Origin of the sequence: Nocardioides nitrophenolicus (assembly GCF_016907515.1) — a bacterium.
Lineage (GTDB): Bacteria > Actinomycetota > Actinomycetes > Propionibacteriales > Nocardioidaceae > Nocardioides > Nocardioides nitrophenolicus.
Genome location: NZ_JAFBBY010000001.1, coordinates 2875002 through 2900894, shown reverse-complemented (window position 1 = coordinate 2900894; position 25893 = coordinate 2875002). Strand labels below are relative to the sequence as shown.

General features: G+C 73.3%; 23 protein-coding genes. 11 read left to right on the top strand and 12 right to left on the bottom strand.

Annotated features, from left to right (window positions below; genetic code table 11):
- The first annotated feature begins 32 nt into the window (after positions 1 to 32).
- Positions 33 to 731, top strand: a complete 699-nt coding sequence (locus JOD66_RS14125; RefSeq protein ID WP_204837481.1) for a pirin family protein — start codon at positions 33 to 35, stop codon at positions 729 to 731.
- On the opposite strand, the gene JOD66_RS14120 is transcribed toward JOD66_RS14125, so the two are convergent.
- From JOD66_RS14120 to JOD66_RS14110, 3 genes are all read right to left on the bottom strand, one after another.
- On the bottom strand, positions 732 to 1202 hold the full coding sequence (locus tag JOD66_RS14120; protein WP_204837480.1) for a MarR family winged helix-turn-helix transcriptional regulator: 471 nt from the start codon (positions 1200 to 1202) through the stop codon (positions 732 to 734).
- Positions 1199 to 1948 (bottom strand): GTP cyclohydrolase II, encoded by a 750-nt coding sequence (locus tag JOD66_RS14115; RefSeq protein WP_204837479.1) that lies wholly within the window; start codon positions 1946 to 1948, stop codon positions 1199 to 1201. Before JOD66_RS14115 ends, JOD66_RS14120 begins: the two co-directional genes overlap by 4 nt.
- 68 nt (positions 1949 to 2016) lie before the next feature.
- Positions 2017 to 2718: a TetR/AcrR family transcriptional regulator gene (locus tag JOD66_RS14110; protein WP_239545237.1), complete on the bottom strand. Its 702-nt coding sequence runs from the start codon at positions 2716 to 2718 to the stop codon at positions 2017 to 2019.
- A gap of 76 nt (positions 2719 to 2794) precedes the next feature.
- Here JOD66_RS14110 and JOD66_RS14105 point away from each other — a divergent pair, with 76 nt between their 5' ends.
- From JOD66_RS14105 to larB, 3 genes are all read left to right on the top strand, one after another.
- Positions 2795 to 3946 (top strand): acyl-CoA dehydrogenase family protein, encoded by a 1152-nt coding sequence (locus JOD66_RS14105; RefSeq protein ID WP_239545235.1) that lies wholly within the window; start codon positions 2795 to 2797, stop codon positions 3944 to 3946.
- Positions 3947 to 4310: 364 nt separating this feature from the next.
- Positions 4311 to 5144, top strand: a complete 834-nt coding sequence (locus tag JOD66_RS14100) for a hypothetical protein (protein WP_204837478.1) — start codon at positions 4311 to 4313, stop codon at positions 5142 to 5144.
- Positions 5145 to 5146: 2 nt separating this feature from the next.
- Positions 5147 to 5830 carry a nickel pincer cofactor biosynthesis protein LarB gene (larB, locus tag JOD66_RS14095; RefSeq protein WP_204837477.1) on the top strand — a complete coding sequence of 228 codons (684 nt, stop codon included), beginning with the start codon at positions 5147 to 5149 and terminating at the stop codon, positions 5828 to 5830.
- Between the two features lie 28 nt (positions 5831 to 5858).
- Here the strand turns inward: larB and JOD66_RS14090 are convergent, their stop codons facing one another.
- Positions 5859 to 6773: a diacylglycerol/lipid kinase family protein gene (locus JOD66_RS14090; RefSeq protein ID WP_204837476.1), complete on the bottom strand. Its 915-nt coding sequence runs from the start codon at positions 6771 to 6773 to the stop codon at positions 5859 to 5861.
- Positions 6770 to 8362: an FAD-binding oxidoreductase gene (locus JOD66_RS14085; RefSeq protein ID WP_239545233.1), complete on the bottom strand. Its 1593-nt coding sequence runs from the start codon at positions 8360 to 8362 to the stop codon at positions 6770 to 6772. Before JOD66_RS14085 ends, JOD66_RS14090 begins: the two co-directional genes overlap by 4 nt.
- A gap of 17 nt (positions 8363 to 8379) precedes the next feature.
- Between JOD66_RS14085 and JOD66_RS14080 the strand changes: the two genes are divergently transcribed.
- From JOD66_RS14080 to JOD66_RS14065, 4 genes are all read left to right on the top strand, one after another.
- Positions 8380 to 8979 (top strand): TetR/AcrR family transcriptional regulator, encoded by a 600-nt coding sequence (locus JOD66_RS14080; protein WP_204837475.1) that lies wholly within the window; start codon positions 8380 to 8382, stop codon positions 8977 to 8979.
- Positions 8976 to 10547 (top strand): glycerol-3-phosphate dehydrogenase/oxidase, encoded by a 1572-nt coding sequence (locus tag JOD66_RS14075; RefSeq protein ID WP_204837474.1) that lies wholly within the window; start codon positions 8976 to 8978, stop codon positions 10545 to 10547. The genes JOD66_RS14080 and JOD66_RS14075 overlap by 4 nt, the downstream gene beginning before the upstream one ends.
- Positions 10548 to 10730: 183 nt before the next feature.
- Complete coding sequence (locus tag JOD66_RS14070) at positions 10731 to 11729, top strand: sigma-70 family RNA polymerase sigma factor (protein ID WP_307823518.1); 999 nt, start codon at positions 10731 to 10733, stop codon at positions 11727 to 11729.
- 2 nt (positions 11730 to 11731) lie between these two features.
- Positions 11732 to 12310, top strand: a complete 579-nt coding sequence (locus JOD66_RS14065) for a TIGR03086 family metal-binding protein (protein ID WP_204837472.1) — start codon at positions 11732 to 11734, stop codon at positions 12308 to 12310.
- Here the strand turns inward: JOD66_RS14065 and JOD66_RS14060 are convergent.
- The 3 genes from JOD66_RS14060 to JOD66_RS14050 are packed head-to-tail and all read right to left on the bottom strand — an operon-like array spanning position 12300 to position 15844.
- Positions 12300 to 13034 (bottom strand): hypothetical protein, encoded by a 735-nt coding sequence (locus tag JOD66_RS14060; protein ID WP_204837471.1) that lies wholly within the window; start codon positions 13032 to 13034, stop codon positions 12300 to 12302. The genes JOD66_RS14065 and JOD66_RS14060 overlap by 11 nt on opposite strands.
- A gap of 39 nt (positions 13035 to 13073) precedes the next feature.
- Entirely contained in the window at positions 13074 to 14378 is a 1305-nt protein-coding gene (locus JOD66_RS14055; protein ID WP_204837470.1) for an MFS transporter, read from the bottom strand.
- Complete coding sequence (locus JOD66_RS14050) at positions 14375 to 15844, bottom strand: NAD-dependent succinate-semialdehyde dehydrogenase (protein WP_204837469.1); 1470 nt, start codon at positions 15842 to 15844, stop codon at positions 14375 to 14377. Before JOD66_RS14050 ends, JOD66_RS14055 begins: the two co-directional genes overlap by 4 nt.
- A gap of 376 nt (positions 15845 to 16220) precedes the next feature.
- Between JOD66_RS14050 and JOD66_RS14045 the strand changes: the two genes are divergently transcribed.
- Complete coding sequence (locus JOD66_RS14045) at positions 16221 to 18038, top strand: CLIPPER-2 domain-containing protein (RefSeq protein WP_204837468.1); 1818 nt, start codon at positions 16221 to 16223, stop codon at positions 18036 to 18038.
- Between the two features lie 397 nt (positions 18039 to 18435).
- On the opposite strand, the gene JOD66_RS14040 is transcribed toward JOD66_RS14045, so the two are convergent.
- Together JOD66_RS14040 and JOD66_RS14035 are read right to left on the bottom strand one after the other, a co-directional pair.
- Positions 18436 to 20373 carry a penicillin-binding transpeptidase domain-containing protein gene (locus JOD66_RS14040; RefSeq protein WP_204837467.1) on the bottom strand — a complete coding sequence of 646 codons (1938 nt, stop codon included), beginning with the start codon at positions 20371 to 20373 and terminating at the stop codon, positions 18436 to 18438.
- A gap of 37 nt (positions 20374 to 20410) precedes the next feature.
- The gene (locus tag JOD66_RS14035) at positions 20411 to 20848 is read right to left on the bottom strand and encodes a MerR family transcriptional regulator (RefSeq protein ID WP_204837466.1); all 438 of its coding nucleotides are present in this window, start codon (positions 20846 to 20848) and stop codon (positions 20411 to 20413) included.
- A gap of 27 nt (positions 20849 to 20875) precedes the next feature.
- Between JOD66_RS14035 and JOD66_RS14030 the strand changes: the two genes are divergently transcribed.
- Positions 20876 to 21808 carry an NAD(P)/FAD-dependent oxidoreductase gene (locus JOD66_RS14030; RefSeq protein ID WP_204837465.1) on the top strand — a complete coding sequence of 311 codons (933 nt, stop codon included), beginning with the start codon at positions 20876 to 20878 and terminating at the stop codon, positions 21806 to 21808.
- Positions 21809 to 21884: 76 nt separating this feature from the next.
- On the opposite strand, the gene JOD66_RS14025 is transcribed toward JOD66_RS14030, so the two are convergent.
- Positions 21885 to 22448, bottom strand: coding sequence for an aggregation-promoting factor C-terminal-like domain-containing protein (locus tag JOD66_RS14025; RefSeq protein WP_307823517.1), 564 nt, complete (start codon positions 22446 to 22448; stop codon positions 21885 to 21887).
- A gap of 58 nt (positions 22449 to 22506) precedes the next feature.
- Positions 22507 to 24216, bottom strand: a complete 1710-nt coding sequence (locus JOD66_RS29515) for a DEAD/DEAH box helicase (RefSeq protein WP_204837464.1) — start codon at positions 24214 to 24216, stop codon at positions 22507 to 22509.
- A 171-nt stretch (positions 24217 to 24387) separates the two neighbouring features.
- On the opposite strand from JOD66_RS29515, the gene JOD66_RS14015 reads away from it, so the two are divergent.
- Entirely contained in the window at positions 24388 to 25890 is a 1503-nt protein-coding gene (locus JOD66_RS14015; protein WP_204837463.1) for a fibronectin type III domain-containing protein, read from the top strand.
- Positions 25891 to 25893 lie beyond the last annotated feature (3 nt).

Here is a 25893-nt window from a genome sequence, read left to right as displayed (position 1 = left end):
CAGACTCCCACGACACCGGCACAATCTGACACGTGAGCGTGGAGATCCGCAGGGGAACCGCCCGGTTCGTCGAACGAGAGCGCGGCCGGCTGAGCCACCACGGCTTCTCGTTCGGCCCGCACCTCGACCCCGAGCGGCTCTCGTTCGGTCCGATGGTGTGCCACGACGACCACGTCCTGGGCCGCGACACCGGCTTCGAGGAGCACCCCCACGAGGGCCTCGAGATCATCACCTGGGTGGTGTCCGGCTCGGTCGTGCACCGCGACGGCACCGGCGCCGAGGAGGTCCTCGCGGCCGGTGACTGCGGCGTGCTGTCGGCCGGCGCGGGCGTGCGCCACGCCGAGGTCGCCGGCCCCGACGGACCGGCCCGGTTCGTGCAGGTGTGGCTGCGGCCCGACGACCCCGAGCTGGCGCCCACCTACGCGCGGGCGACGGTGCCCGCGGCGCCCGGCGCCGGCCTGGTCCGGGCGGTCGGCGACGGCGGACCACTGTCGGTCGGCGTCGCCGGCGCCGGCCTCGACGTCGTCCGGCTCGGCGCGGGCGAGACCGTGGCCCTGCCGGCCGCCACGCGGGTGCACGCCTTCCTCACCACCGGCGCGCTGCTCCGCTCGTCGCTGGCCGAGCCGCTCGCCGCGGGCGACGCGCTGTGCGTGAGCGACGGGGCCGACGGGCCGTCGTACCAGCTCACGGCGGGGGTGCCGACCGAGATCCTGGTCTGGTCGTTCGCCTGATCAGGCCTCGCCGAACGCCTCGACCGGGTCGACGAGCGCGGTGGCGATCTCGGCGAGGCTGCGCACCTGCTCCGGCGTGAGCCGGTCGAAGACCAGCTCGCGGACCTGGGCCAGGTGGCCGGGGGCGATCCGGTCGAGCAGCGCCTGGCCCTCGTCGGTGAGCACGGCGAACTGGCTGCGACGGTCGCTGGGACAGTGCGCCTTGGTGACCCAGCCGCGCTCCTCCAGGACGGCGACCGCGTGGGTGAGCCGCGACGGGCTGGTCGCCGTCAGCCGGGCGAGCTCGCCCATGGTCACCATCCGGTCGGGTGCGGCCGAGAGGGTGGCGAGCATCGCGTAGTAGGTGTGCGTGATGCCGACCTCCTCGCGCAGCCGCCGGTCGATCGCCTGTGGGAGCTCCTGGACCAGCCGGACCAGCGGCAGCCAGGCGGCCATCTCGGCCGGGTCCAGCCAGCGGGTCTCCTCGCTCATGCCGACAGACCGCCGAGGTCGAGGGTGTGGGCGGTGTGGTCGCGCTTGACGGTCAGGTAGCGCTCGTTGGCCGCCGAGAGGTGCACCCCGGTCGGCACCCGCTCGTCGACGGCCACGCCGTACCCGGCGAGCTGGCGCGCCTTGTCGGGGTTGTTGCTCAGCAGCCGGATCCGGTCCGCGCCCACGGCCCGCAGCATCTGCGCCGCGGCGCGGTAGTCGCGCTCGTCCTCGCCCCGGCCGAGCGCGACATTGGCCTCGTAGGTGTCGAGACCGGCGTCCTGGAGGGCGTACGCGTCGAGCTTGGCGTACAGCCCGATGCCGCGGCCCTCCTGGCGCAGGTAGAGCAGGAATCCGCCCTCCTCGGTGATCCGCTCGACGGCCTCGCGCAGCTGCGGGCCGCAGTCGCAGCGCTCGGAGCCGAACACGTCGCCGGTGAGGCACTCGCTGTGGGGCCGCACCAGCGGCGCCGGGCCGCCGGCCGCGAGCGCGTCGAGCCGCTCGCGCCAGGGACCGAGGCCGAGCAGCAGGTGCTCCTTGCCGTCGACCAGGCCGTCGAAGGTCACCACGTCGGCGACGGTCCGGTAGCCGTCGGGGAAGCGCAGCGGTACGACGACCTGGGTGCGCACGGCGGCGGTCGGCACCGCGGAGGGCGCGAGCGGCGCGGAGGGCGCGAGCGGCGCGAGCGGCGCGGAGGGCGCGAGCGGCGTGGCGTGGGAGCCGGGCGCGCGGGTGGGGCAGATGGTCATGGTCGCTCCATTATTTGAAACTTCAAATGATGGTGACACAAGGCGACCGCTCGCGCAGGTATTCCCGCTCAGTTCTGCGACTTCGCGGCGACCGGCCGCAGCACCAGGTCGTCGGGCACGACCAGCCCGGCCTGCGCCAGCGCGTCGACGAGGACGGCCACCACCTGTCGGGTGAGCCGGTCGACGAGCTGCTCCTGGGACTCGTCGTGGTGGTCGAACCACCAGATGATGCTCGCGTCGACCATCCCCATCACGCCGACGAGGACGCCCTCGGGCGGGTCGGTGGAGAGCGAGGTCTCGCTCAGGTACGCGCGGGCGGCGTCGGCGATCTCGCTGAGCAGCCGGGTGCGGCCCAGGCGCGCGCGGTGCAGGGCCTTGGTCTGCTGCTGGGCGGCGAGGAAGCGGAACAGGTGGGGATGCTCGGCGGCCCACGCGACGCACGGCGCGATCAGGCCGCGGACGATCTCGACCGGCGTACCCGGCGTCGCGAGGTGCGGCCGGACCCGGCGCAGCAGCTCGGTCGCGGCGAACCGGGCGACCTCGGCGTCGAGCTGCTCCTTGCTCGCGAAGTGCCGGTAGACGTTGGGCCGCGGGATGCCGGCACGCTCGGCGATCGCGCCCATCCCGACCTGCCCACCGCCCTCCTCGATCGCGTCGACCGCGGCCTGGACGACCTGGGCCCGACGGGCGTCGCTCTCGAGCGCCTCCTTGGCGTTGCGCCGGCGCACGGTCGAGTCGACCCACTTCGCCACGTTCGCCACGTCGACCATGGCGCCGACGCTATCGCGGGCCGGCGTGCGGATACACCTTGTATCCGGACGTCCCCCCGTGATACACCCTGTACCCATGCGCCGCTCCCCTTGGATGAACACCGACCTCGACGACTTCCGCGACCTCGCCCGGACCTTCTGCGAGAAGGAGATCAAGCCCAACGTCGACACCTACATCGCCAACCGGCAGGTCGACCGCGGCCTGTGGAACAAGGCCGGCGAGGTCGGCCTGCTGTGCCTGTCGATCCCGGAGGAGTACGGTGGCGGAGGCGGCTCGTTCGCCCACGAGGCGATCCTGATCGAGGAGCAGGCCCGGGTCGGCGACAGCTCGTGGGGCGTCTCGCTCCACAACGGCATCGTCGCCCACTACCTCCTCAACTACGGCACGGAGGCCCAGAAGCAGGAGTGGCTGCCCAAGATGGCCAGCGGCGAGGTCGTCGGCGCGATCGCCATGACCGAGCCCGGCACCGGCTCGGACCTCCAGAACGTGCGTACCAAGGCCATCCGCGAAGGTGACGAGTACGTCGTCAACGGCGCCAAGACCTTCATCACCAACGGCGCCCAGGCCGACGTCGTGGTGACCGTCGTGAAGACCGACCCCGAGGAGGCCGCCGCCGGCATCTCGCTGGTCATCGTGCCGACCGACAGCCCCGGCTTCTCGCGGGGCCGGGTGCTCGACAAGATCGGCATGAAGGGCCAGGACACCTCCGAGCTCTTCTTCGAGGACGTCCGGATCCCGGTCGCCAACCTCCTCGGCACCGAGGAGGGCCAGGGCTTCATCCAGCTGATGGAGCAGCTGCCCCAGGAGCGGCTCATCGTCGCGGTCTCCAACGTCGCGGCCATGGAGCTCTGCTTCGAGGAGACGATGCGCTACGTCCACGACCGGCACGCCTTCAACCGCCCGATCTGGGGCTTCCAGAACACCAAGTTCAAGATGGCCGAGATCGCCACCGAGGCCCGGGTCGCCCGCTCCTTCGTCGACGAGTGCGTCGGCCTGCACCTCGAGGGCCAGCTCGACATCCCCACCGTCGCCATGGCCAAGCTGTGGTGCTCCGAGCGCGCACAGAAGGTCGCCGACATGTGCCTTCAGCTCCACGGCGGCTACGGCTACATGAACGAGTACCCGATCGCCCGCGCCTGGGCCGACCTCCGCGTCTCCCAGATCTACGCCGGCACCAGCGAGATCATGAAGGAGATCATCGCCCGCTCGCTGCCGGCGCCGGCCTGACGTCGTACGGGCTGGTTCGGGGGCTCGTCGTCACCGGCGCTGTAACACGGAGTTCGCTGCCCTACCGGACCCGAGACGTCGAAAATGGGGTCCGTGCGGGTCTGCTACATCCGGCACGGGTCGCGAAGAGCGGCGGACAACGTGTTACAGCGGCGGGGCGGGTGCCCCGCGTCGCCGGCGCTGTAACACGGAGTTCGCTGCCCTAACAGACCCGAGACGTCGAAAATGGAGGTCCGTGCGGGTCGCCTACATCCGGCATGGTGTCCGCCGAGTCCGACCTGAGCGTGCTGATCGGCCACACCGCCGGCAACCCCTACGGCGGCTTCAGCGGCGGCTACAAGATGCCGAGCACCGGCCTGACCTCGTGGCGCAGCATCGCCGCGCACCACTCGCCGCGCACCACTCGCCGCGCAGCCTCTACCGCGACGACTTCGTGCCCGCGTCCACGGGCAGCCGGTTCCGCGAGCAGCTGACGGCCATCGGGCAGCGGATGCAGGAGGCGATGCCACAGCCGTTCTTCAGCGTCGACGCGGTCCTCGACAGCCGCTCGCGCCAGCTCGGCGTCTACGCCGGCCGGATCCCCGAGGTGGAGCAGGCGTCCTGGCCGTTGGCGACCGCGCGGACCGACCTGCGGGTGCCCGGCGAGCCGGCCGACGTGCTGGTGATCGGCGTACCGCGCAACTTCCACTACGGCGCCGGCATGGGCTCCAACCCGATCCTGATGATGCAGGCCGTCGGCGCGAGCGTCGTCCGGGCGAAGCAGGCCCTGGTCGAGAAGCCGATCGTGATCGCCGCGGCGATCTGCGACGGCTGGTTCAACGACGACGAGTTCCCGCCGTACCGCGCGGCCTTCGAGCGGCTCCAGGACTGCCAGCACCCGGCCGACATGCGCGCGCACCAGGAGGAGCTGGCCACGGATCCGGAGTGGGTCTACCGCTACCGGCACCGCTTCGGCTACCACCCGTTCCACGCCTTCTCGATGATCTACATGGGCGGCATCGCCCGCGAGCACAGCGCCGCGATCTACGTCGCGGGTGCGAGGCGGCCCGGCCTGGCCCGCGCCATGGGCGCGCGCACCAGCGCGACGGTCGAGGAGGCGCTCGCGGAGGCCACCGCCATCCTCGGCCGCACGCCCAGGGTGCTGGCCGTGCCGCGCCTGTCCCAGCCGGCCTTCCACCTGACCAGCGCCGGAGCCTGACCGTGACCACGACCGGCCGGGCCCTGACCGCCGACCTGGGCTGGGCCCGGCTCGACCTGGACCGGGCCGCCCGCACCGGCGATCCCGAGGTCGTCTACGGACAGGGCAAGACGGCCAGCCAGGTGGTCGAGGCGCTGCGCCGGCTGCACGAGCACCATCCCACCCGGCAGGTGATGGCGACCCGGCTGGCACCGGACGCGCGCGCCGCCGTGCGCGAGGCGCTGCCGGACGCCGTCGTCGACGACGCGGCGCGGACCGCGGTGCTCGGGCCGCCCGCCCCCGGGACCGGCCGGGTGCTGGTGCTCGCCGCCGGCACCGCCGACGGCCCGGTCGCCGCCGAGGCCGCGATCACCGCGGGGGTCCACGGCGCCGACGTCGAGCGGATCGACGACGTCGGCGTCGCCGGCCTGCACCGCCTGCTCGCGGTCGCCGACCGGCTCGAGTCGGCCGACTGCCTGATCGTGGTCGCGGGCATGGAGGGCGCGCTGCCGTCCGTCGTCGGCGGGCTCACCGGAACGCCGCTCGTGGCCGTGCCGACCAGCACCGGGTACGGCGTGGGGGCCGGCGGCATCACCGCTCTCAACGCGATGCTGAGCTCCTGCGCGCCGGGCGTGGTCGTGGTCAACGTCGACAACGGCTACGGCGCCGGCGTGCACGCCGCCCGGGTCGCGCGGGCGGTCCGCTGAGCCCGCCCTCCGACCGGCGCCGCGTGGGTCAGGCCAGCACCCGGACCGCGCCGGGGACCAGCTCGACGACCAGGGGGGAGGCGGGGTCGGCGGGCAGCGGGCCGAGCGCCTCGCCGTCGGCGCCCACGGGCACGGCGGCACCCCCACGGTGCCGCCCGGAGAGGCCGACGCGCCGACCGGTCACCACGGTCACCTCGGCGAGGTCGACGTGGCTGCCGTCGTACACCTTGGGGAGGGAGCGGATCAGGTCGAGGCGCGAGGCGGCCTCGATGACGATGACGTCGAGCAGCCCGTCGTCGAGGGTGGCCGTGGGCGCGATCGCCATCCCCTTGCCGTAGTAGCGCGAGTTGGCGACGACGACGGTCGCGGCCTGGTGGGTGGTGCGGACGCCGTCGACCTCGAGGGTGCACGCGACGGGCCGGTAGGTGCCGAGCGCGCGGACCGCGGCGTACGGGTACTGCAGCCGCGAGGGCAGCCAGTGCGAGCGGTCGACGATCTCGGCGGCCCGGGCGTCGACGCCGGCGTAGACCGATCCCGCGACGACGTACGACGAGCCGTCGGCCTGGGTGGCACGGAGCAGGTCGATCGGGCGCGGCGTCGCGTCGAGCAGCACGCGCGCCTGGGCGGCGGTGTCGGCGGGGATCTCCAGCATCCGGGCGAAGTCGTTGCCGCGCCCGGCCGGGATGACGGCGAGCACCCCGTCGTGCTCGGCGACCGAGCCGGCGACCGAGGAGAGCATCCCGTCGCCGCCGACCGACACCACCACGGCGTCGCGGGCCACGGCGGCGGCGACCAGCGCGGGGGTCTCGGCGGCGGAGGTGGTGTAGGTGACCTCGACCTCGGCGCCCGCCTCGCGCAGCGCCCGGGCCAGGGGGACGACGACCTTCGGCGCCGCCCCTCCGCCGGCGGCGGGGTTCACCAGGAAGGCGAACGCCCGGGTCACGGGATCAGCACCCCGGGGTTGAGGATGCCGGCCGGGTCGACCGCCTGCTTGACCGCCCGCAGCACCTCGACGCCGACCTCGCCGATCTCGGCGGTGAGGTAGGGCCTGTGGTCGGTGCCGACCGCGTGGTGGTGGGTGATCGCGGCGCCGGCGGCGACGATCGCCTCGCAGGCCGCGGCCTTGGCGGGCAGCCAGCGCGCGAGCGGGTCGTCCCCGGCGGGGGCGGCGACGGTGAAGTAGAGCGAGCAGCCGGTGGCGTACACGTGCGAGATGTGGCAGAGCACCATCGTGCCCTCGCCGAGGCTCTCCTCCAGCGCCGCCTTGACCCGGGTGTAGAGGTTCTCGCGGTTGCTCCAGAAGGTGGCGGTTTCGAGGGTCTCGACGAGCACGCCGACGTCGAGCAGGCTGTCGCGGAGGTAGGGGGCGTCGAACCGGCCGTGCGCCCACGCCTCGCCCGGACCGGATCCCTGGGGGTCACCGCCGAGCGCGGTCAGCGCCTCGGTGACGGCGGCCTGCTTGGCGGCGACGGCGGCGGGAGCGCCCTCGTAGCCGACGATCATCAGGCAGCCCGCGTTGCCCTCGCCGCCGATCCCGGTCGGGTCGGCGAGGTTGATCGCGGTCTCGTTCTCGTCGGAGAGCCGGATCACGGTCGGCAACAGGTCGGACTGGGCCAGTGCGCGCATCGCGTCGGCGCCGGCGGCGAAGCTCTCCCAGCGCCAGCCCTCGTACGCCTTGACCTCGGGCAGCGGGCGGACCCGGACGGTGACCTCGGTGATCACGCCGAGGGTGCCCTCGGAGCCGAGGAAGAGCTCGCGCAGGTCGGGGCCGCTGGCGTTGGCGGGCGCGCTGCCGAGCCGCACCTCTCCGGCCGGCGTGGCCACCCGCAGGCCGACGACCATGGCGTCGAACCGGCCGTAGCCGGCGCTGGACTGGCCGCTGGAGCGGGTCGCGGCGAAGCCGCCGATCGTGGCGTACTCGAAGGACTGCGGGAAGTGGCCCAGCATCAGCCCGTGGGCGGCCAGCAGCGCCTCCGCCTCGGGTCCGCGCAGGCCCGGCTCGAGGACGGCGGTCGAGGAGACCGGGTCGAGCGCGAGCAGCCCGCGCATCCGGCCGAGGTCGAGCGAGAGCACGCCGGTCAGGCCGGCCGGGTCCGCGACCAGGCCGCCGGTGACGGCCGTGCCGCCGCCGAAGGGCACCACGGCGATCCGCTGCTCCGCGGCGTAGGCCAGCACGGCGACGACCTCGTCGTGGCCGGCCGGGCGGACGACGACGTCGGGCGCGTCGCCGAGGTCGCCGGCCCGCTGGCGGAGCAGGTCGGGCGTGGACTTGCCGCGGGTGCGCTGCCGGCGGAGCCGGTCGTCGAGGACGACGTGGTCGGCGCCGACGATCGCTCGGAGCCCGGCGACCTGGTCGTCGGTGAGCCGGGACGCCGGCACGCTCACCTCGACGCGGGCCGGCGTGCCCTGGAGCGGGAAGACCAGGCCGACGAGGTCACGGACCCCGTCGGGCAGGCCGGTCGCGTGGTCCGGGTCGCCCCAGCGGGTCGCGGGCATCTCGGGCTGGAGAACGGAGGGACGCTCGATCGTCATGTGTTACAGTGTGACACATGACGTCACATCGTCACAACACCGAATCCGAGCCGGGCCCGCGGGACGGCTACCTCGACGCGGCGCGCGAGTGCATCCTCGACGTCGGCTGGCGCCGCACCACGCTCACCGAGGTCGCCCGCCGGGCCGGTGTCTCGCGGATGACGATCTACCGCGCCTGGTCCGACATGCCCGCGCTGCTCGGCGACCTGATGACCCGCGAGTGGGGGACGCTCGTCGCCTCCGGGGTCGAGGTGGCCACGACCACGCCCACGCCCGACGCGATCGCCGACGCGGTCGTCGCGACCGTCGGGGCGCTGCGCGACAACGAGCTGTTCACCCGGATCGTCGAGCTCGACCCCGAGCTGATCCTGCCCTACCTGCTCTCCCGCCGCGGCCGCTCGCAGGAGCTGATCCTCGAGGTGCTCGCCGCGGCGATCGCCGCCGGGCAGGAGGCCGGCCTGATCACCGACGGCGGCCCGCAGGCGCTCGCGCGCGGCCTGGTCCTGGCCGCCCACGGGTTCGTCCTGTCCGCCCACACCATGGTCGACGACGACGTCGACCAGTCCGCGCTCGACGCGGAGCTGCACGCCCTCGTCTCCCGGAGGCTCGCGCGATGACCGTGATCACGCCCGGCCTGGCCGCCGTCCCCGCCGAGGTCGACGTCGTCGTGATCGGCCTCGGCGTCACCGGTGCCGGAGTCGCCCTCGACGCGGTCACCCGCGGGCTGAGCGTGCTGGCCGTCGACGCCCACGACCTCGCCTTCGGCACCTCCCGCTTCTCCTCCAAGCTGGTCCATGGCGGGCTGCGCTATCTCGCCTCGGGCCAGGTCGGTATCGCCCACGAGAGCGCCGTCGAACGCGGGATCCTGATGGAGACCACCGCACCCCACCTCACCCGGCCGCTGCCGTCGATCATCCCGCTCGCGGCCGGGGTCAGCCGGCCGATGGGCACCCTCGCCGGAGCCGGCTTCCTCGGCGGCGACCTGCTCCGACGGGCCGCCGGCACCAGCGCCGACACCCTGCCCCGGCCGCGCCGGCTCAGCGCCGCCGAGACCCGCCGGCTGGCGCCGCCCCTGCGCTCCGACGGGCTGCGCGGCGCCTACCTCGGCTGGGACGGCCAGCTCGAGGACGACGCCCGCCTGGTCACCACCATCGCGCGCACCGCGGCCCAGCACGGCGCCCACGTCCGCACCCACGCCCGGGTGCTCGCCGCGACCGGCCACGAGGTGCGCCTGCGCGACGAGCTCACCGGCGCGAGCGCGACCGTCACCGCCCGCACCGTCGTCAACGCCACCGGCGTGTGGGCCGGCGACCTGGTCGACGACGTACGCCTGCGGCCCTCGCGGGGCACCCACCTGGTGCTCCGGGGTGAGGCGCTGCCCGGGCTCGACGTCGCGGTGTTCGCGCCGATCCCCGGCGAGACCAACCGCTTCGTCCTCGTCTTGCCGCAGCCCGACGGCCAGCTCTACGTCGGCCTCACCGACGAGCCGGTCTCCGGGCCGATCCCCGACGTGGCGACGCCGAGCGAGGTCGAGATCGGCTTCCTGCTCGACGTGGTCGCCGCGTCCTTCGCGCGGCCGCTGCGCCGCTCCGACGTGGTCGGCGCGTTCGCCGGGCTCCGTCCGCTGCTCGACGGCGGCGACGACGCCACCGCCGACCTGTCCCGCAAGCACGCCGTGCTCACCTCGGCCACCGGCGTGATCACCATCGTCGGCGGCAAGCTCACCACCTACCGCCGGATGGCCCAGGACGCCGTCGACGCCGCCGTCGCCCACGCCGGCCTCGCCGGCGTGGCAGGCCCCTGCGTCACCGCCACCCTCCCGCTCGCCGGCGCCGCCCCGCGCGACCTGCTCGCCGACCGCGCCGCCCGGGCCGCTCACCCCGGCGCGGCCCGCCTGATCCGCCGCTACGGCGCCGACGCCGACCTCGCGCTCGGCGTCGCCGTCGAGGCCAGCGGGTGGACCGAGGACGAGGTCCTCGCACCGATCGCCGAGAGCATCCCCACCGTGTGGGCCGAGCTGTTCTTCGGGGTGAGCCACGAGGGGGCGGCCGACGTGGCCGACCTGCTCGACCGGCGTACCCGGATCGGGCTGGTCCCCGCCGACCGGGTGCTCGCCGTACCTGCGGCGGAGCGGGTGCTGGAGCTGTGCAGGAATCGCCGGTCGACCGGCGAAACTGTCACTTGACGGGCGTTGCAACGCCCGACAAGTGACAGAACAACCCGACAAGTGACAGAACAACCCGACAAGTGACAGAACAACCGGTCGACCGGCGATTCCTGCACCCCCGACCGATGAGTTTCCCGCTCGCCCCCGGTCACACCGATCAGGCAGACTGACGAGACGACGGGGACGGCGATGGGAATCACGGTGACCGAGACCGAGACGGCAGCAGCGGCGAGCGACGAGCTCGCCGACTTCGACACCCTGACCGGGCGCTACCAGCGCGAGCTGATGGCGCACTGCTACCGGATGAGCGGGTCGGTGCACGAGGCCGAGGACCTTGTCCAGGAGACCTTCCTGCGGGCCTGGAAGGCGTCGGCGAGCTTCCAGGGCCGCAGCTCGGTGCGCACCTGGCTCTACAAGATCGCCACCAACGTCTGCCTCACCAACCTGGAGAGCAAGCCGCGCCGGCCGCTGCCCACCGGGCTCGGCACGGCCGACTCGGCGCCTTCCGACGAGCTGCTCGAGGACCACGAGGTGCCGTGGCTGGAGCCGATCCCGGACGCCGCGGTCGAGGTCGCCGAACGCGACACGATCCGGCTGGCCTTCGTCGCCGCCCTGCAGCACCTCCCGGCCAGACAGCGCGCGGTGCTCATCCTGCGCGACGTCCTGCGCTGGTCGGCCGCCGAGACCGCGACCGCGCTCGACACCACGACCGCCGCGGTGAACTCCGCGTTGCAGCGCGCGCACGCCCAGCTCGCCGAGCGCGGCCTGTCGCCCGACACCGTCGAGCCCGACCTCGACCAGGCGCAGCGCACCCTGCTCGACGCCTACCTGCAGGCGTTCTGGCGCAAGGACATCGACCAGATCGTCCAGCTCCTCAAGTACGACGCCACCTGGGACATGCCGCCGTTCCTCAACCACTACCGCGGCACGGAGGCGATCGGCGAGCTGATCGGCACCAAGTGCCCGGGCGGGTGCAACGACATGCCGATGGTCGAGACGGTCGCCAACGGGCAGCCGGCGTTCGGGCTCTACATGCGCCAGCCCGACGGCCACTTCGAGCCCTTCCACCTGCAGGTGCTGCAGCTCACCGGCGCCGGCGACGACCTGCGCGTCGAGCACGTCACGGCGTTCTTCGACGCCCGGCTGTTCGCGCGGTTCGGGCTGCCGGAGCGGCTGCCCGCCGACTACGTCCCGGTCTGAGCGTGACCGCCCAGGCCCCCGACGGGGTCGTCGCCGGGCTGGACCTGCTCCAGCGCGCCCTCGACTACACCAGCGAGGCGCTCGGCACCATCACCTGCGCCGACGTCGACCGCCCCACGCCCTGCGCCGGCTGGTCGCTCGCCGACCTGCTGGCCCACATGGAGGACGCCCTGGACGCGTTCGCCGAGGCCGCCGACGGCGCGGTCGGGCTGAGCAGCGCGGCACCGACCCCGCTGGAGACCCGGGTCCGGGCGCTCCAGGTCAAGGCCTGCGGCCTGCTCACCGCCTGGCTGCACGCCGACCGCCCGACCGTCGACGTCGGCGGCCACCCGCTGCCGGTGGACGCGATCGCCCGGATCGCGGCGCTCGAGATCGCCGTCCACGGCTGGGACGTGCGCGAGGCGACCGGGCACGCCCGTCCGCTTCCCGAGCGGCTGGCCGCCGCACTGCTCCCCTCCGCGCTGCAGATCGCGCTCGCCGGCGACGACCGCTTCGCGCCCCCGCTGCCCGTCGACGTCGAGGCGCCGGCCGGGGTGCACGTGCTGGCGCTGCTCGGCCGACGAGCCGGGGTCAGCCCTTGAACCGGCTGTCGACCTTCAGCGCCTTGGCGGCGCCCGCGCGCTTGAAGTTGACGACCACCGAGCCGCCGCCGCAGCGGTCGTAGCGGCGGACCGCGCTGAACTCGGCGGTGGTCACGACCGTCCCCTTCGCGCCGACGGTACGCCGGACCTTGCCCGGGCGCATCCCCTTGTCGATCCGGCGGAACTCCTTCTTGGAGACGCACGTGGCCGCACGCCGGCTGGCATCCTGGCTGGCATCCTGGCCGGCATCCTGGCCGGCATCCCGGCTGAGGTCCCGGGTCGCCGGCACCGCCCGGCCCGCGCCGGAGCAGGCGGGCAGCGTCCGGACCGGCACGACCGCCTCGACGGTGATGCCGACCCGGGAGCCGGAGAGCACGTAGACCCAGCCGTTGCTGGGGCGCTGGATCGAGACCGTCGGGCCGATCGTGCCCTTCGCCGCGTGGGAGTAGGTCCACCCGGACAGGGTGAAGTCGTCGGCGACGTGGGCCAGTCCGCCGGCGCCCGACTCCCGGAAGTCGCCGGCGGCGTTCGGGTAGCCCCGTCCGTCCCACCACGCGCTGACCGTCGAGGTGCCATTGCCGTTCGGGGTCACACATACCCGGGTCGACCCGCCGGCCCAGGACGTGACCGTCTTCGCTCCCGCGGCCGCCGCGACCGGCGTACCGACGCCCGGAAGCAGGGCCGCGGCCGTGATCGCCACGATCGTTGCCACTGCCTTGCGCATGAGTGCTCCCCTTCGACGTCCCGAGTCCCGTCGCGGAATCTACCCGAGTGGGTGCGCGATCTCGTCCGCCGGCAGCCGCGCCGCGAGGACCGCGACCGTGGCGGCGACGACGGGCACCAGCGCCGCCACCGCGAAGGTCGCCTCCAGCCCGATCACCGCGGCGACCGGGCCGGCCAGGGCGAGGGACACCGGCATCAGGCTGATCGAGACGAAGAAGTCGAGCGAGGCCACCCGGCCCAGCAGCTCGGGCGGCACCCGCCGCTGCAGCAGCGTCCCCCAGATCACCATCGGGGCCGAGAACAGCGCCCCGATCACGAACGCCGACACCGCGACCTGCCACACGGCCGTGGCGAAGCCGACCACCAGGAACGGCAGGCAGCCGACGCCCCACAGCAGGTTCATCACGCTCAGGTAGCGCCGAGGCAGCGGCAGCGACCCGGTCACCAGCGAGCCGAGCGCGCCGCCGATGCCGAAGCAGGCCATCACGATCGCGTGGTCGCCGGGTCCGCCGCCGAGCCGGTCCTTGATCAAGAAGGGCACCAGCACCTCGAGCGGACCCATCACCACCAGCACCATCACGCTCGCGAACAGCAGCGTGGCCAGCAGCCAGGGGGTCCGCACCAGGTACCCGAAGCCCTCCCGCATGTCGGCCAGCGCGGTGCCGACCGCGTGCGCCCACCCGCCGCGAGTCCGCTCACCCACCGCCGGCAGCTCGCGCCGCACCGCGGTGAGCGGCACGGTCGCCAAGACGACCAGCCCGAGGAGGTACGCCGCCGCGGCCACCGCCGTCGCCGCCGACGACGAGCTCGCGCCGACCACGACGCCCGCCGCCGCTGGCCCGAGCGCCTGACCGACGGTCGGGCGGACCATCCCCTCGAAGCCGTTGACCGCGAGCAGGTCCTCCTCGGGGACCAGGGCGGGCAGCCAGGCGGAGTACGCCGGGTAGTAGAACGCCATCGCCAGGCCCGCGGTCGCGGCCACCACCGCGAGATGCCACAGCTGGGTGAGGTCGGCGAAGGAGAGCACCGCGATCACGCTCATGCCGACCAGCTCGACGGTCGAGGTCGCCAGCAGGATCAGCTTCTGCGGCACCCGGTCGGCCACCACCCCGCCGAGGAGCGCCGGCAGCACCACGCCGACCGCGCCGGCCGTCGTCACCAGCGACAGCGCGCTCGCGCCGCCACCGATCCGGATCACCTCCCAGACCAGCGCGACCACCCACACCCCGCCCGCGAAGCTGGTCAGGACCAGCGCCGTCCCGAGCCGGCGGTACGCCGCGTGCCGGAACGGGGTGAGCGCGCGGGGCAGCCGGCGCGGAGTGCGCAGACCGGTGTCGGCGCTCACGTCACCGGGAGGGCGACGTACGTCGTGTCCAGGTACTCCTCGATCCCCTCGAACCCGCCCTCACGGCCGAACCCGCTGGCCTTCACACCCCCGAAGGGCGCGGCCGGGTTGGAGACCAGGCCGGTGTTGATCCCGAGCATGCCCGTCTCGAGGCGCTCCGCCAGCCGGATGGTGCGGGCCAGGTCGCGGGTGTAGGCGTAGGCGGCGAGGCCGTACTCGGTCGAGTTCGCCAGCCGGATCGCCTCGTCCTCGGTCACGAAGGTGGTGATCGGGGCGACCGGACCGAAGATCTCGTTGCGCACCGCCTCGGCGTCGGCGGGGACGTCGACCAGCACGGTCGGCGGGTAGAAGAAGCCGTCGCCCTCGGTGGCACGGCCGCCGGTGAGCAGCCGGGCGCCGCGATCCACGGCGTCGTCGACCAACGCGGCGACGGAGCTGACCGCCTTGGCGTCGATCAGCGGACCCACCTGCACGCCGACGTCCTGGCCGCGGCCGACCCGGAGGCCGCTCATCCGCTCGGCGAGCCGGGTGCCGAACTCCTCGGCGACCGACGCCTCGACGAGGAACCGGTTGGCGGAGGTGCAGGCCTCGCCCATGTTGCGCATCTTGGCGATCATCGCGCCCTCGACGGCGGCGTCGAGGTCGGCGTCGGCGAAGACCAGGAACGGGGCGTTGCCGCCGAGCTCCATCGACACCCGTTGCAGCTCGCCGGCGGACTGCTCGACGATCCGCTTGCCGACCGAGGTGGACCCCGTGAAGCTGACCTTGCGCAGCCGCGGGTCGGCCTGGAGGGTCTTGCTGAGGCCGCCGGAGTCGGAGGTCGTCACGACGTTGAGTACGCCGGCCGGCAGGCCCGCCTCGGCGAGCAGGGCCGCGAGCAGGAGCATGGTCAGCGGGGTCTGCGACGCGGGCTTGACCACCATCGTGCAGCCGGCCGCGATCGCCGGGCCGATCTTGCGGGTGCCCATCGCGAGCGGGAAGTTCCACGGGGTGATGAACAGGCACGGACCGACCGGCTTGCGCACGGTCAGCAGCCGGCTGCCGCCCATCGGGTTCTGCATCCAGCGACCGTGGATGCGGACCGCCTCCTCGGAGAACCAGCGCAGGAACTCGGCGCCATAGGTCACCTCGCCCTTCGCCTCCGCGATCGGCTTGCCCATCTCCAGGCTCATCACGAGGGCCAGGTCGTCGGCGTGCTCGACCACCAGGCCGAACGCGCGGCGCAGGACCTCGCCCCGCTCCCGGGGCGCCGTCGCCGCCCACGACTCCTGGGCGCCGGCAGCGGCGTCCAGCGCCGCCCGGGCGTCGTCGAGCGTGCCGTCGGCGACGTCGGTCAGCACCGACCCGTCGGCCGGGTCGAGCACGTCGATCCGGGCCCCGCTGCCGGAGGGGACCCAGTCGCCGCCGACGTACAGCTGGCGACGCGACTCCGGGAGCAGGTGGGCGAGGCGATCACGGAAGGTCATGGCCCCACTCTGGCACTGGGCGGAAGGCTTCGGGAGGCCCCGAGGCGAGCCGATGGTCCCGGGTCCCAGGATTTTCGGCGAAAGGGATTTGTCCCTCACGATCGGCGCGCTAAAGTGGCAGCAGTCGTACTTCGGAGGGAGCACCGATACGACTGAGCCCCTCGTTGACCCCATGCAATGAGGGGCTCTCTCCGTTTTCCGATGCGTCGGCCGGAGCCGGACAGCCCGTCAGTCGCCGGGTGGGGTCGGCCCACCCGCAGCTGTCACCCGTTCGGGGGGCATTTGAGACGGTTTGCCTAACTTTGGGGGCCGCCACCTCCGGAGCGCCGGTAAGAACCGGGCCATGTCCACTCTGACTCCCCCTTCCTCCCGACGCGTGAGGCTGGCCGGCATCGCCGCGCTGGCCACCGCGACCGCCACGATCAGCATCTTCGGCACCGTGCCCAGCTCGCACGCCGACCCGGCCACGCCCCCTGACGAGCCGACCACGCTCGCGCTCGGCGAGTTCGAGCAGGCCGCCGCTCCCGGCTCCTGCGCCGCGATCGTCACCCTCGAGGGCGGCAACGGCGGTACCGCCATCTCCGGCGCCGACAACGACGACGACGAGCCCACCGACGACCCGGACCAGGTCGGCGGCGGCCAGGGCGCCCGGGTGCAGTTCCGGATCCCGGTGTCCCCGACCGACGTGCTCACCGGCGTCGTCGGGCGCGGTGGCGCGAGCGGCGGTCTCGGCGGCGCGTCCGGTGACGACAAGGGCGGCAATGGCGGCACCGGGACCCACGCCGGTGCTGGCGGCGGTGGCTACACCAGCCTCCTCGTCAACGGCGACCTCGTGGCGCTCGTCGGCGGCGGCGGCGGCTCCGGCGGCGGCCACAACCCCAACGCGGGCGGCGGCGGCCACGCCGGTGTCATCGAGGGCCAGGGCACCTTCGCCGGCCAGGACGGCGCCGACGGCGTCGACCGCTCGACCACGCCTCGCGCGCCCGGCGGCGGCGGCGCCGGCGGGACCAACGCTGCCGGCACCGGCGGCGTCCACGCCGACAAGCCCGCCGACAACGGCAGCGATGGGTCGGGCCGCAACGGTGGCAACGGCGGCGGCGGCGACGGCGCCGACCAGGGCGGCGGCGGCGGCGCCGGCTACTTCGGCGGCGGCGGCGGCGCCACCACCGTCGGCGACGTGGACAACGGCACCCCTGACCCCACCGACCCCACCGTCGGCACCGGGGTCGTCGGCGGCGGCGGTGGCGGCGGCTCCAGCTTCTTCAGCGGCACCCACGGTGCCACCCTCATCGACCAGGCGGAGGGCGAGTCCCTCGCTCCCAACGGGGCGAGCCGCAACGGCACCGGCGAGATCGAGTGGGTGCCCTGCAACTACGACCTGTCGGTCACCAAGACGGCCGCGGCCGAGGTGTTCGAGTCCGGCACGCCGGTCACCTACACCCTGGTGATCACCAACAACGGCCCCGACCTGATGGGCATCGACGACACCGTGACGGTGACCGACGACAAGGCCGGCGGCGGCACCCTGGTGTCGGTCCAGGCGAGCGGCAGCGGCACGCCGTTCACCTGTGACACCGCGGTCGGCTCGGCGATCCCGGCCGACGGCGAGCTCGACTGCTCGCGGCCCGTCGGCAGCGACGTCCGCGGTCTCGACAACGGCGAGAAGCTGACCCTGGTCTACAGCAAGGTCCTCACCGGCAACGCGCCCGTGCTGAACAACGTCGGCGTCACCGACCGCGGCAACCCGGCCAACAACACCGCGGCCGCCACCGTGCAGCCCGCCGTCCCGGGTGTCTCCCTGGTCAAGAAGGCCACGCCGAAGAAGGTCGCCAAGCTCGGCGAGAAGATCAAGTACACCTTCAAGGTCACCAACACCGGCAACATCGCGCTGAAGACCGTCACCATCGCGGAGCAGCAGTTCAGCGGCAAGGGCAGCCTGACCCCGAAGTGCCCGGCGCTCCCGGCCACCGGCCTCGCCCCCGGCGCCTCGATCACCTGCACCGCCACCTACAAGGTCCACAAGCGTGACCTGGTCGCCGGCAAGGTCGTCAACGTCGCCACCGCCAGCGGCACCACCCCGGCCGGCAACCCGGTCCAGTCGCTGCCGTCGAAGGCGAAGGTGAAGACGCCGAAGCAGCCCAAGAAGGTCGCGGGCACGCCCGCCACCGGCGCCCGGAGCCTCTCCGGACGCTGATCCAGACAGACACCTCCGGGGGGAGGATGTCGAAGACGAAGGGGCCGTACCCGCTCGGGTGCGGCCCCTTCGGCATGGGTGGGGCCGGGCTCGGGGCGGCTCGGCTCGGGGCGGCTCGGCTCGGGGCGGCTCAGGCGCCGCGCTGTAACACGGAGTTCGCTGCACTCCATGACCCCCGTGCACTGTGCCGTACCCGCACAGACCCCACGGCGCGACGTCGCGGGTCGGGTAGAGCAGCGAACTGCGTGTTACAGCCGGGCGGCCGGGGATGGCGGGGCACCGCCCGGCAGGGGCCCGGACGGGGAGCCCGAGAACCCTGGGCACGGCCGGGCCCAGGCCGGATGGCCGGGCCGGACCGGGTACGCGGGCCGAGGCCGGTGGCCGGCCGCGCGGGGGCTCAGCGCGCCCCGCGGAGGAACGCCTCGAGGAGCGGGCCGGCGGTCTGGGAGCCGGACTCGCCGGTCTGGACGTAGACGGCGACGGCGAGGTCGCCCTGGGCGGCGACCATCCAGGCGTGGGTGCGGATGGTGTCGCCGTCGGCGTACTCGGCGGTGCCGGTCTTGGCGATCACGGGCGGGCCGGGGACGTCGGCCAGGCCGCGGCCGCTGCCCTCGGTGACGACCTGGCGCAGGATCGCGCGCAGCTGGTCGGCCTCGGCGGGCGCGAGCGGGGTGGCCTCGGCGGGGACGCTCACGTCGACCTGGTCGACGAGGCGGGGGACGACGGTCGTGCCGGCCTGGACGCTGCCGATCACGGTCGCCATCGCCATCGGGGAGGCGAGCACCTTGCCCTGGCCGATGAGGGAGGCCGCCGCCTCGGTGTCGCTGCCCGGGTCGGGGACCTCGCCGAAGAAGGCGGGGAAGCCGAGGTCGTGGTCGATGCCGAGGCCCAGGGTTGCGGCCGCGGCGGCGAGGTCGCCCTGGTCGAGCGCGTCGCGCTGGCCGATCAGCGCGGTGTTGCACGACTGGGCGACCGCCTCGCGCAGCGGGATGGTGCCGAGGGCGGAGGAGGGGTAGTCGGAGTAGTTCTTGAACTCCTTGCCGTTGACACTGACCGTGGGCGTGCACTCGACCGGGCTGTCGGGGGTGAGCCCGGCGCGGAGCAGGGCCAGCGAGGTGACGATCTTGAACGTCGACCCGGGGGCGAACTGGCCGAAGGTGGCGTAGTTCTGGCCACCGGTCGCGGCGTCGTTGGCCGCCGCGAGGATCGCGCCGTCACTGGGCCGCAGCGCGACCAGGGCGGCGGCCGGCCCGGTCGAGGCGAGCACCTGCTCGGCGAGCGTCTGCAGCCGCTCGTCGAGGGTGATCGCGAGCGGCCGGCCGGGCGTCGCGTCGACGCGGTAGACCTCGCGCCGCTCGGCGGCCGGGTCCTTGCCGCCGGCCGCGGGGAGCACGTAGACGACGCGGCCGACGCGGCCACGCAGCTGGTCGTCGTAGCGTGCCTGGAGGCCGGAGAGTCCGGCCACGTCACCGGGGCGGTAGGCGGCGGGGTCCTTCTTCACCATCTCGGCCGTCACCGGACCGACCCGGCCGAGGATCGGCGCCGCGAAGTCGCGGCTCGGGGCGAGCGCGAGCTCGGCGTCGACGGTGCTCGCGCCGACGATGCCGGCGAGGGCGTCGGCGAACCCGGCCGGCTCCTCGCCGGCGCGGTAGGTGATCGCCTCGACGAAGGCGCGCGGACCGGCCGCGGTGACCGCCTTGACGTAGGGCTTCACCTTGACGTCGACCAGGCGGGCGAGGGCCCGCGCGGAGGCGGGCGCGGCCGCGGCGTCGACCTTGGCGCGGTCGATCCCGACCCGGACGACCGCCCGCTCGGTGACCAGCACCTGGCCGTCGGCGCCGGTGATGTCGCCCCGGTCGGTCGGCTGGGTGACCGCGTCGAGGGACTCGCCCTCGGCCAGGTCGGGCGCGACCAGCGCGGGCGTGAACACGACCTCGGTCGGCCCCTCGTCGAGGGTGCTCTCGGGATGGAACTCCACCGTCGTCTGGTAGGCCCAGGGGTCCTGTCCCTCGACCACCGGCCAGGACCACGAGACCGGCGCGGTGTAGAGGTCCTTGCTCTCGGAGACCTCGCCGATCTCGACGGTCGGCTCGAGGCCGTTCATCCCGCCGACGATCGCACGGTACTGATCGCGCACCTCGTCGGGAGTCTTGCCGGCGAAGGCGAGGTCGGCGAACGGGTTGGGGCCCTCGTCGGTGGTGGCGGCGGCGACCAGCGCCTTCTCCAGCGTGCGCGCGGCGGCGTCGGCCTCGTCGATCGCGCTGGAGCCGGAGCATGCGCTCAGCACGGCGCCGAGCAGGAGGAGAGAGGTGAGGGCTGCCGAGATCCGCCGCATGGGAAAGGTTCTACCAGGCGGGTCCGTCACAACGGGGTCAGTGACCGGCGAGGAAGCGGATGCCCTTCGTCGTACCGTCCACGATGTCGGAGACGTGCGCCTGGAAGCCGGGGCAGGTGGTGATGTCGTGGGCCCGGCACTCCAGCGCGTGCTGGGTCATGTGGCGCGACCGCTCGAGCTCGGCCTGGCGGCGGTCGAGCTCCTCGAGGTGCGCGCGCAGCGCGTCGCGCCGGCCGTCGACCGAGGCGTCGACGAGGGTGCGGATCTGGTCCAGGCTCATCCCGGACGCCTTGCTGGCCAGGATCGCGGCCACCCGGAAGGCGTCGTCCTCGCCGTAGACCCGGCGCCCCGCCGAGTCGCGCGCGGGGTGCAGCAGGCCCTTGTCCTCCCAGTGCCGCAGCACGTGCGTCTCCAGCTCGAAGCGCGCGGCCAGGTCACCGACGGACCACCGGATGTCGCGGGCACTTGACTTCATGTTCACATGAAGTCACAGGCTGGGCCCATGAGCAAATCGAACCGCTACGACGTCGCCGTGATCGGCGCCGGATCCGCCGGCCTCCAGGCCGCCCAGACCCTCGGTCGGATGCACCGCTCCACCGTCGTGATCAGCACCGACCGCTACCGCAACGACCCCACCGAGCACATGCACAACTTCCTCGGCCACGACGGCGCCCCGCCGGCCGAGCTGCGGGTCGCGGCCCGCAAGGACGCCCAGGCGTACGCCGACGTGCGCTTCCTCGACGTCGGTGGCGCCGGCGTCACCCGGATCACCGGCGAGCTCGGCGCCTTCGTCCTCGAGATCGACGGCGAGCAGCCGGTGCGCGCGGAGCGGGTGCTGCTCGCCACCGGCGTCCGCGACACCCTCCCCGACGTCCCCGGGATCGCGGAGAACTTCGGCGACCTGGTCGCGCACTGCCCGTTCTGCCACGGCCACGAGTACGCCGACACCCGCGTCGGCATCCTCGGCGCCGCCCCCCACGTGGCCGCGATGGCCTCGATGGTCCAGCCGATCGCCGAGGACCGGGTGGTGCTCACCCACGGCGCGGACCTCGACCCGACGACCGCCGACCAGCTGGCCGCACTCGGCGCGAGCGTCGTGACCGAGCCGGTGGCCGGCGTCCGCAAGGTGGGAGGAGAGCTGCTCGTCACCCTCGCCGACGACACCGAGGTCACGCTCGGCGGGCTGCTGGTGAAGACCGAGTGGGCGCAGGCCGCACCCTTCGCCGAGCAGCTCGGGCTGGAGATGTCGGAGATGGGCGCGATCGTGGTCGACGCGTTCGGCCGGACCAGCCTCCCGGGGGTCTACGCCGCCGGTGACCTGGCCCAGGGTCCGGGCCTGCCGATGCCGATGGCGTCGGTGCTGGTCGCCGCCTCCGCCGGGATGATGGCCGCCGCCGCGTGCGTGCAGGACGCGGCGCTGGCCCGAATCGCCTGATCGCGATAGTCCCTGCTCAAAAGCACCGAAATCCGACGACAACCGGTGCTTTTGAGCAGGGACTATCGCAAACGGCTCAGTACCAGCCGGTGCGCTCGGAGTGCTCCCACGCCTTCTGCGCGTTGCCGTAGCGCGCGGCGATGTAGGCGAGTCCCCAGCGGATCTGGGTCTCGGGGTTGGTGCGCCAGTCGCTGCCCACGACGGCCATCTTGGTGCCGGGCAGCGACTGGGGGATGCCGTAGGCGCCGGAGCTGCGGTTCTCGGCGAGATGGTTCCAGCCGGACTCGCGCTGCCAGAGGGCGTCGAGATAGGGCCACTGGTCGGCGGGGAAGCCGAACTCGATCATCTCGCGGTAGCCCAGGCCGCGGTTCGAGGCCGGGTCGACCTCGGCCGGCACGATCACCGGCGGCAGCCGCTTCGCGATCCGCTCCGCCCGCCGCGCCAGCTGGGCCATGATCTCGACCGTCGGTACGTCGACCCGGGCGCCCGAGCGGGACGGCTCGTCGGGGCGCGGGGTCGGCGTGGGCGACGCGGACGACGGCGTGGGCGCCGCCGACGAGCCGACGGCGGCCGGCTCCGCGACGGGGGTCGCGGCCGCACAGGCGCTCAGCAGCAGGCCCGCCGCGACCGCGGCGGGCACCCCCAAGCGGCGCCGACCCCCCAAGCGGCGCCGACCCCCCATGGGGTCCGACCCTAGGTCAGTCCCGCGGCTTGCGCGACCGGTTCGGCGGGCCGTAGTCCTTGGCCAGCTCGATCAGCTTGCCGCTGATCCGGGTGCTCTTGAGCCGCTCCCACTGGTCCTCGGTGAGCCGGGCGGGCAGCTCGACGATGGAGTAGTCGGGGCGGATGGTGATCTTGCCGAAGTCGCGACGGTCCAGCCCGCCCTCGTTGGCGAGCGCGCCGACGATCTGCCGCGGCTCGACGCGGTGCCGCTTGCCGACCTGGATCTTGTACGCCTGGAAGTTGCCTCCCGAGCGCGGCGCGCGGTCGCGGCCACCCCGCTCGCCCCGGTCCCGGTCCCGGGCGCCCCGGTCGGCCCGGTCGTCGTGGTCGCGGCGCGGTCGGCGCTCCGGCTCCGGCTCCTCCTCGAGGAGGAGCGGGGTGTCGCCCTGGAGCGCGATCGCGAGGGCGGCGGCCACGTCGGCCTCGGGTACGTCGTGCTCGCGGATGTAGTGGCCGACGACGTCGCGGAAGAAGTCGATCTGCGGCGACTCCAGCGCCGCGGTGATCTGGTCGTCGAAGCGGCTCAGCCGGGACACGTTGATCGCGTCGACGCTCGGGAGCTGCATCTGCTCCAGGGTGGAGCGGGTCGCCTTCTCGATGTGCTTGAGGAGGTAGCGCTCGCGCGGGGTGATGAAGGAGATCGCGTCACCGCTGCGCCCCGCGCGCCCGGTGCGGCCGATCCGGTGCACGTAGGCCTCGGTGTCGGTCGGGATGTCGTAGTTGAAGACGTGGCTGATCCGGGGCACGTCGATGCCGCGGGCGGCGACGTCGGTGGCGACCAGGATGTCGAGCTTGCCGTCCTTGAGCTGGTTGACGGTGCGCTCGCGCTGGGCCTGCACGATGTCGCCGTTGATCGCGGCGGCGCTGTAGCCGCGGGCGCGCAGCTTCTCGGCGAGGGTCTCGGTCTCGTTCTTGGTGCGCACGAAGACGATCGCGCCCTCGAAGTTCTCGACCTCGAGGATCCGGGTCAGCGCGTCGACCTTCTGCGGGTAGCTGACCATCAGGTACCGCTGCTTGATGTTCTCGGCGGTGCGGGTCTTGCGCTCGATCGCGATCTCGACCGGGTTCTTCAGGTAGGTCTGCGACAGCGAGCGGATCTGCTTCGGCATGGTCGCCGAGAACAGCGCGACCTGCTTCTCGTCGGGGGTGTCGGCGAGGATCGTCTCGACGTCCTCCGCGAAGCCCATGTTGAGCATCTCGTCGGCCTCGTCGAGGACCAGGAAGCGCAGCTCGGTGAGGTCGAGGGTGCCCTTCTCGAGATGGTCCATGATCCGGCCGGGGGTGCCGACGACGATGTGGACGCCGCGGCGCAGCGCGGAGAGCTGGACGCCGTAGCCCTGGCCGCCGTAGACGGGGAGCACGTGCACGCCGCGCAGGTTGGCGGCGTACTTCTCGAACGCCTCGCAGACCTGGAGCGCGAGCTCGCGGGTCGGCGCGAGGACCAGCGCCTGCGGGGTCTTCTGGGACAGGTCGAGCTGGTCGAGGATCGGCAGCGCGAAGGCCGCGGTCTTGCCGGTGCCGGTCTGGGCCAGGCCCATCACGTCGCGGCCCTCGAGGAGGTGCGGGATGGTGGCGGCCTGGATGGCGGACGGCGACTCATAGCCGATGTCCTTGAGGGCCTTGAGAATGCGGTCACCGAGGCCAAGATCGGCGAAGGTTGCGGGCTGGTCCTCGGTGTCACTCACCCGTCAAGACTAGTGCCGTCAAGCGTGCGGGGCGTGATCCTCGTCGCGGTGCGCTGGGTCACTGCGGATTGAAAGTGGCCCAGTCTGGTAAGGACAGCCTGTAATGCCGTCACCGCCGCATCCGCTGTCAACCTCGGCATCCGCTCCCGTTCCGCGACGAGAAAGTTCTCCATGAGGCCCCACACTCCGCCCCGCGCGCTGCGCCTGCTGCTCGTCGCGATCGCTCTCCTGCTGTCCACCACCGGCCTGGTCGCCGGGTTCGTGGAGCCCGCCAGCGCCGCGCCCAAGCCCGCCAAGGTCAAGGGGGTCAAGCTGAAGAAGCCTCGCGTCGACGGCACGACCGCCTCGTTCAAGGTGAAGTGGAAGCGCGCGGCGCGGGCGACGTCGTACAAGGTGCAGTGGCGGGTGCCGGGCGGGAAGCCCCGCAAGACCCGCGTCCGGTCGACGTCGACCACGATCAAGGGCCTGGCACAGGGCACCGACTACTGCGTCAAGGTGCGCGCCTACAACGGCAAGCGCAAGGGCAAGTGGTCCAAGACCCGCTGTCGTACGACGGCCCGGCTGGCCGCGGTGCAGCCGGTGTGGGTCGACCGGCAGCAGATCCAGGGCAGCACCGTCGCGCTGACCTTCCGCTGGAACGAGGTCCCCGGCGCGACGTCGTACGACCTCGACTACCTCGGCAACGAGAACCCGATCCAGGGCGCCAAGAACAAGCAGCGCGTCACCGTCCCGAGCACGGGCGGCCCGGTCGCCGGCGTGACCATTCCCGGCCTCGACCCGGGCCGCACCTACTGCTTCCAGGTCCGCCCGTCCGGTCCGGTGGGCGTGGGCGCCTTCGCGACGGCGGGCTGCAAGGTGACCGTGGCGCTGTCACGAGCGACCGGCGGACCGCTCCACGTGAACATGATGACCTGGAATGTGTGCAGCAGCGTCTGCACCGGCGACCGCGCCTGGGACCTGCGCAAGGACGGGGCCAAGGCCCGGCTCGCCGCCATCGCCCCGGACGCCGTGGCCCTGCAGGAGGCGACCCCGGCCGTCGATGATCTGCAGGTCACCCCCGGCTACGAGAAGGCCTGCCAGGCCGGTGACGGCCTCCCGGCCACGCCCAACGTGCGCAACCAGTCGCTGCTGGTCAAGTCGTCGAAGTTCGACGTCGTCGCCGGCACGGCCAATGGGTACCGGTTTCCCGGCTACACCCACGGCGGCTGCTGGGTGCGTGTCATCGACCAGGTGACCCAGCGCCCGCTGATTCTCGCGGGCCTGCACCTCGCACCCCCGGCCCAGGCCTCCGACGCCGAGCGCGACAGCGAGATGCGCCAGTTCCTGCTCGCGATCCAGGCCGATCCCAACACGGCGGGTGTCCCGATCCTGTTCGCCGGCGACTTCAACTCCGACCGCACCCGCGGGTCGGATGCTCCGCGGCAGGTGCTCAACTCCCTGGGCTACGACGACGCCTTCGACGCGGCCGAGGCGTACAACTCGCTGCCGTACGTCAACTCGTGGAACGCCTGGGCGGTGCCGCCGCCGGTCTCGTATCGCTGGGGCGCGCACGTCGACCGGGTCTTCGCTCCACCTGCTGCCCGCGTCACGAGCTGGCAGATGGAGTCCCCGTTCGCGGGGAGCCTGCAGCTCTCGGACCACTCCCCCGTCCGGGTGACCGTCGAGATCCCCTGACCC

Excerpts from the sequence above, each read along its gene's own strand:
- JOD66_RS14120 (WP_204837480.1), bottom strand. The coding sequence starts at position 1,202 with ATGAGCGAGGAGACCCGCTGGCTGGACCCGGCCGAGATGGCCGCCTGG.
- JOD66_RS14115 (WP_204837479.1), bottom strand. The coding sequence starts at position 1,948 with ATGACCATCTGCCCCACCCGCGCGCCCGGCTCCCACGCCACGCCGCTC.
- JOD66_RS14110 (WP_239545237.1), bottom strand. The coding sequence starts at position 2,718 with ATGGTCGACGTGGCGAACGTGGCGAAGTGGGTCGACTCGACCGTGCGC.
- JOD66_RS14105 (WP_239545235.1), top strand. The coding sequence starts at position 2,795 with ATGCGCCGCTCCCCTTGGATGAACACCGACCTCGACGACTTCCGCGAC.
- JOD66_RS14085 (WP_239545233.1), bottom strand. The coding sequence starts at position 8,362 with ATGACGATCGAGCGTCCCTCCGTTCTCCAGCCCGAGATGCCCGCGACC.
- JOD66_RS14080 (WP_204837475.1), top strand. The coding sequence starts at position 8,380 with ATGACGTCACATCGTCACAACACCGAATCCGAGCCGGGCCCGCGGGAC.
- JOD66_RS14075 (WP_204837474.1), top strand. The coding sequence starts at position 8,976 with ATGACCGTGATCACGCCCGGCCTGGCCGCCGTCCCCGCCGAGGTCGAC.
- JOD66_RS14060 (WP_204837471.1), bottom strand. The coding sequence starts at position 13,034 with ATGCGCAAGGCAGTGGCAACGATCGTGGCGATCACGGCCGCGGCCCTG.
- JOD66_RS14050 (WP_204837469.1), bottom strand. The coding sequence starts at position 15,844 with ATGACCTTCCGTGATCGCCTCGCCCACCTGCTCCCGGAGTCGCGTCGC.
- JOD66_RS14040 (WP_204837467.1), bottom strand. The coding sequence starts at position 20,373 with ATGCGGCGGATCTCGGCAGCCCTCACCTCTCTCCTCCTGCTCGGCGCC.
- JOD66_RS14035 (WP_204837466.1), bottom strand. The coding sequence starts at position 20,848 with ATGAAGTCAAGTGCCCGCGACATCCGGTGGTCCGTCGGTGACCTGGCC.
- JOD66_RS14030 (WP_204837465.1), top strand. The coding sequence starts at position 20,876 with ATGAGCAAATCGAACCGCTACGACGTCGCCGTGATCGGCGCCGGATCC.
- JOD66_RS14015 (WP_204837463.1), top strand. The coding sequence starts at position 24,388 with ATGAGGCCCCACACTCCGCCCCGCGCGCTGCGCCTGCTGCTCGTCGCG.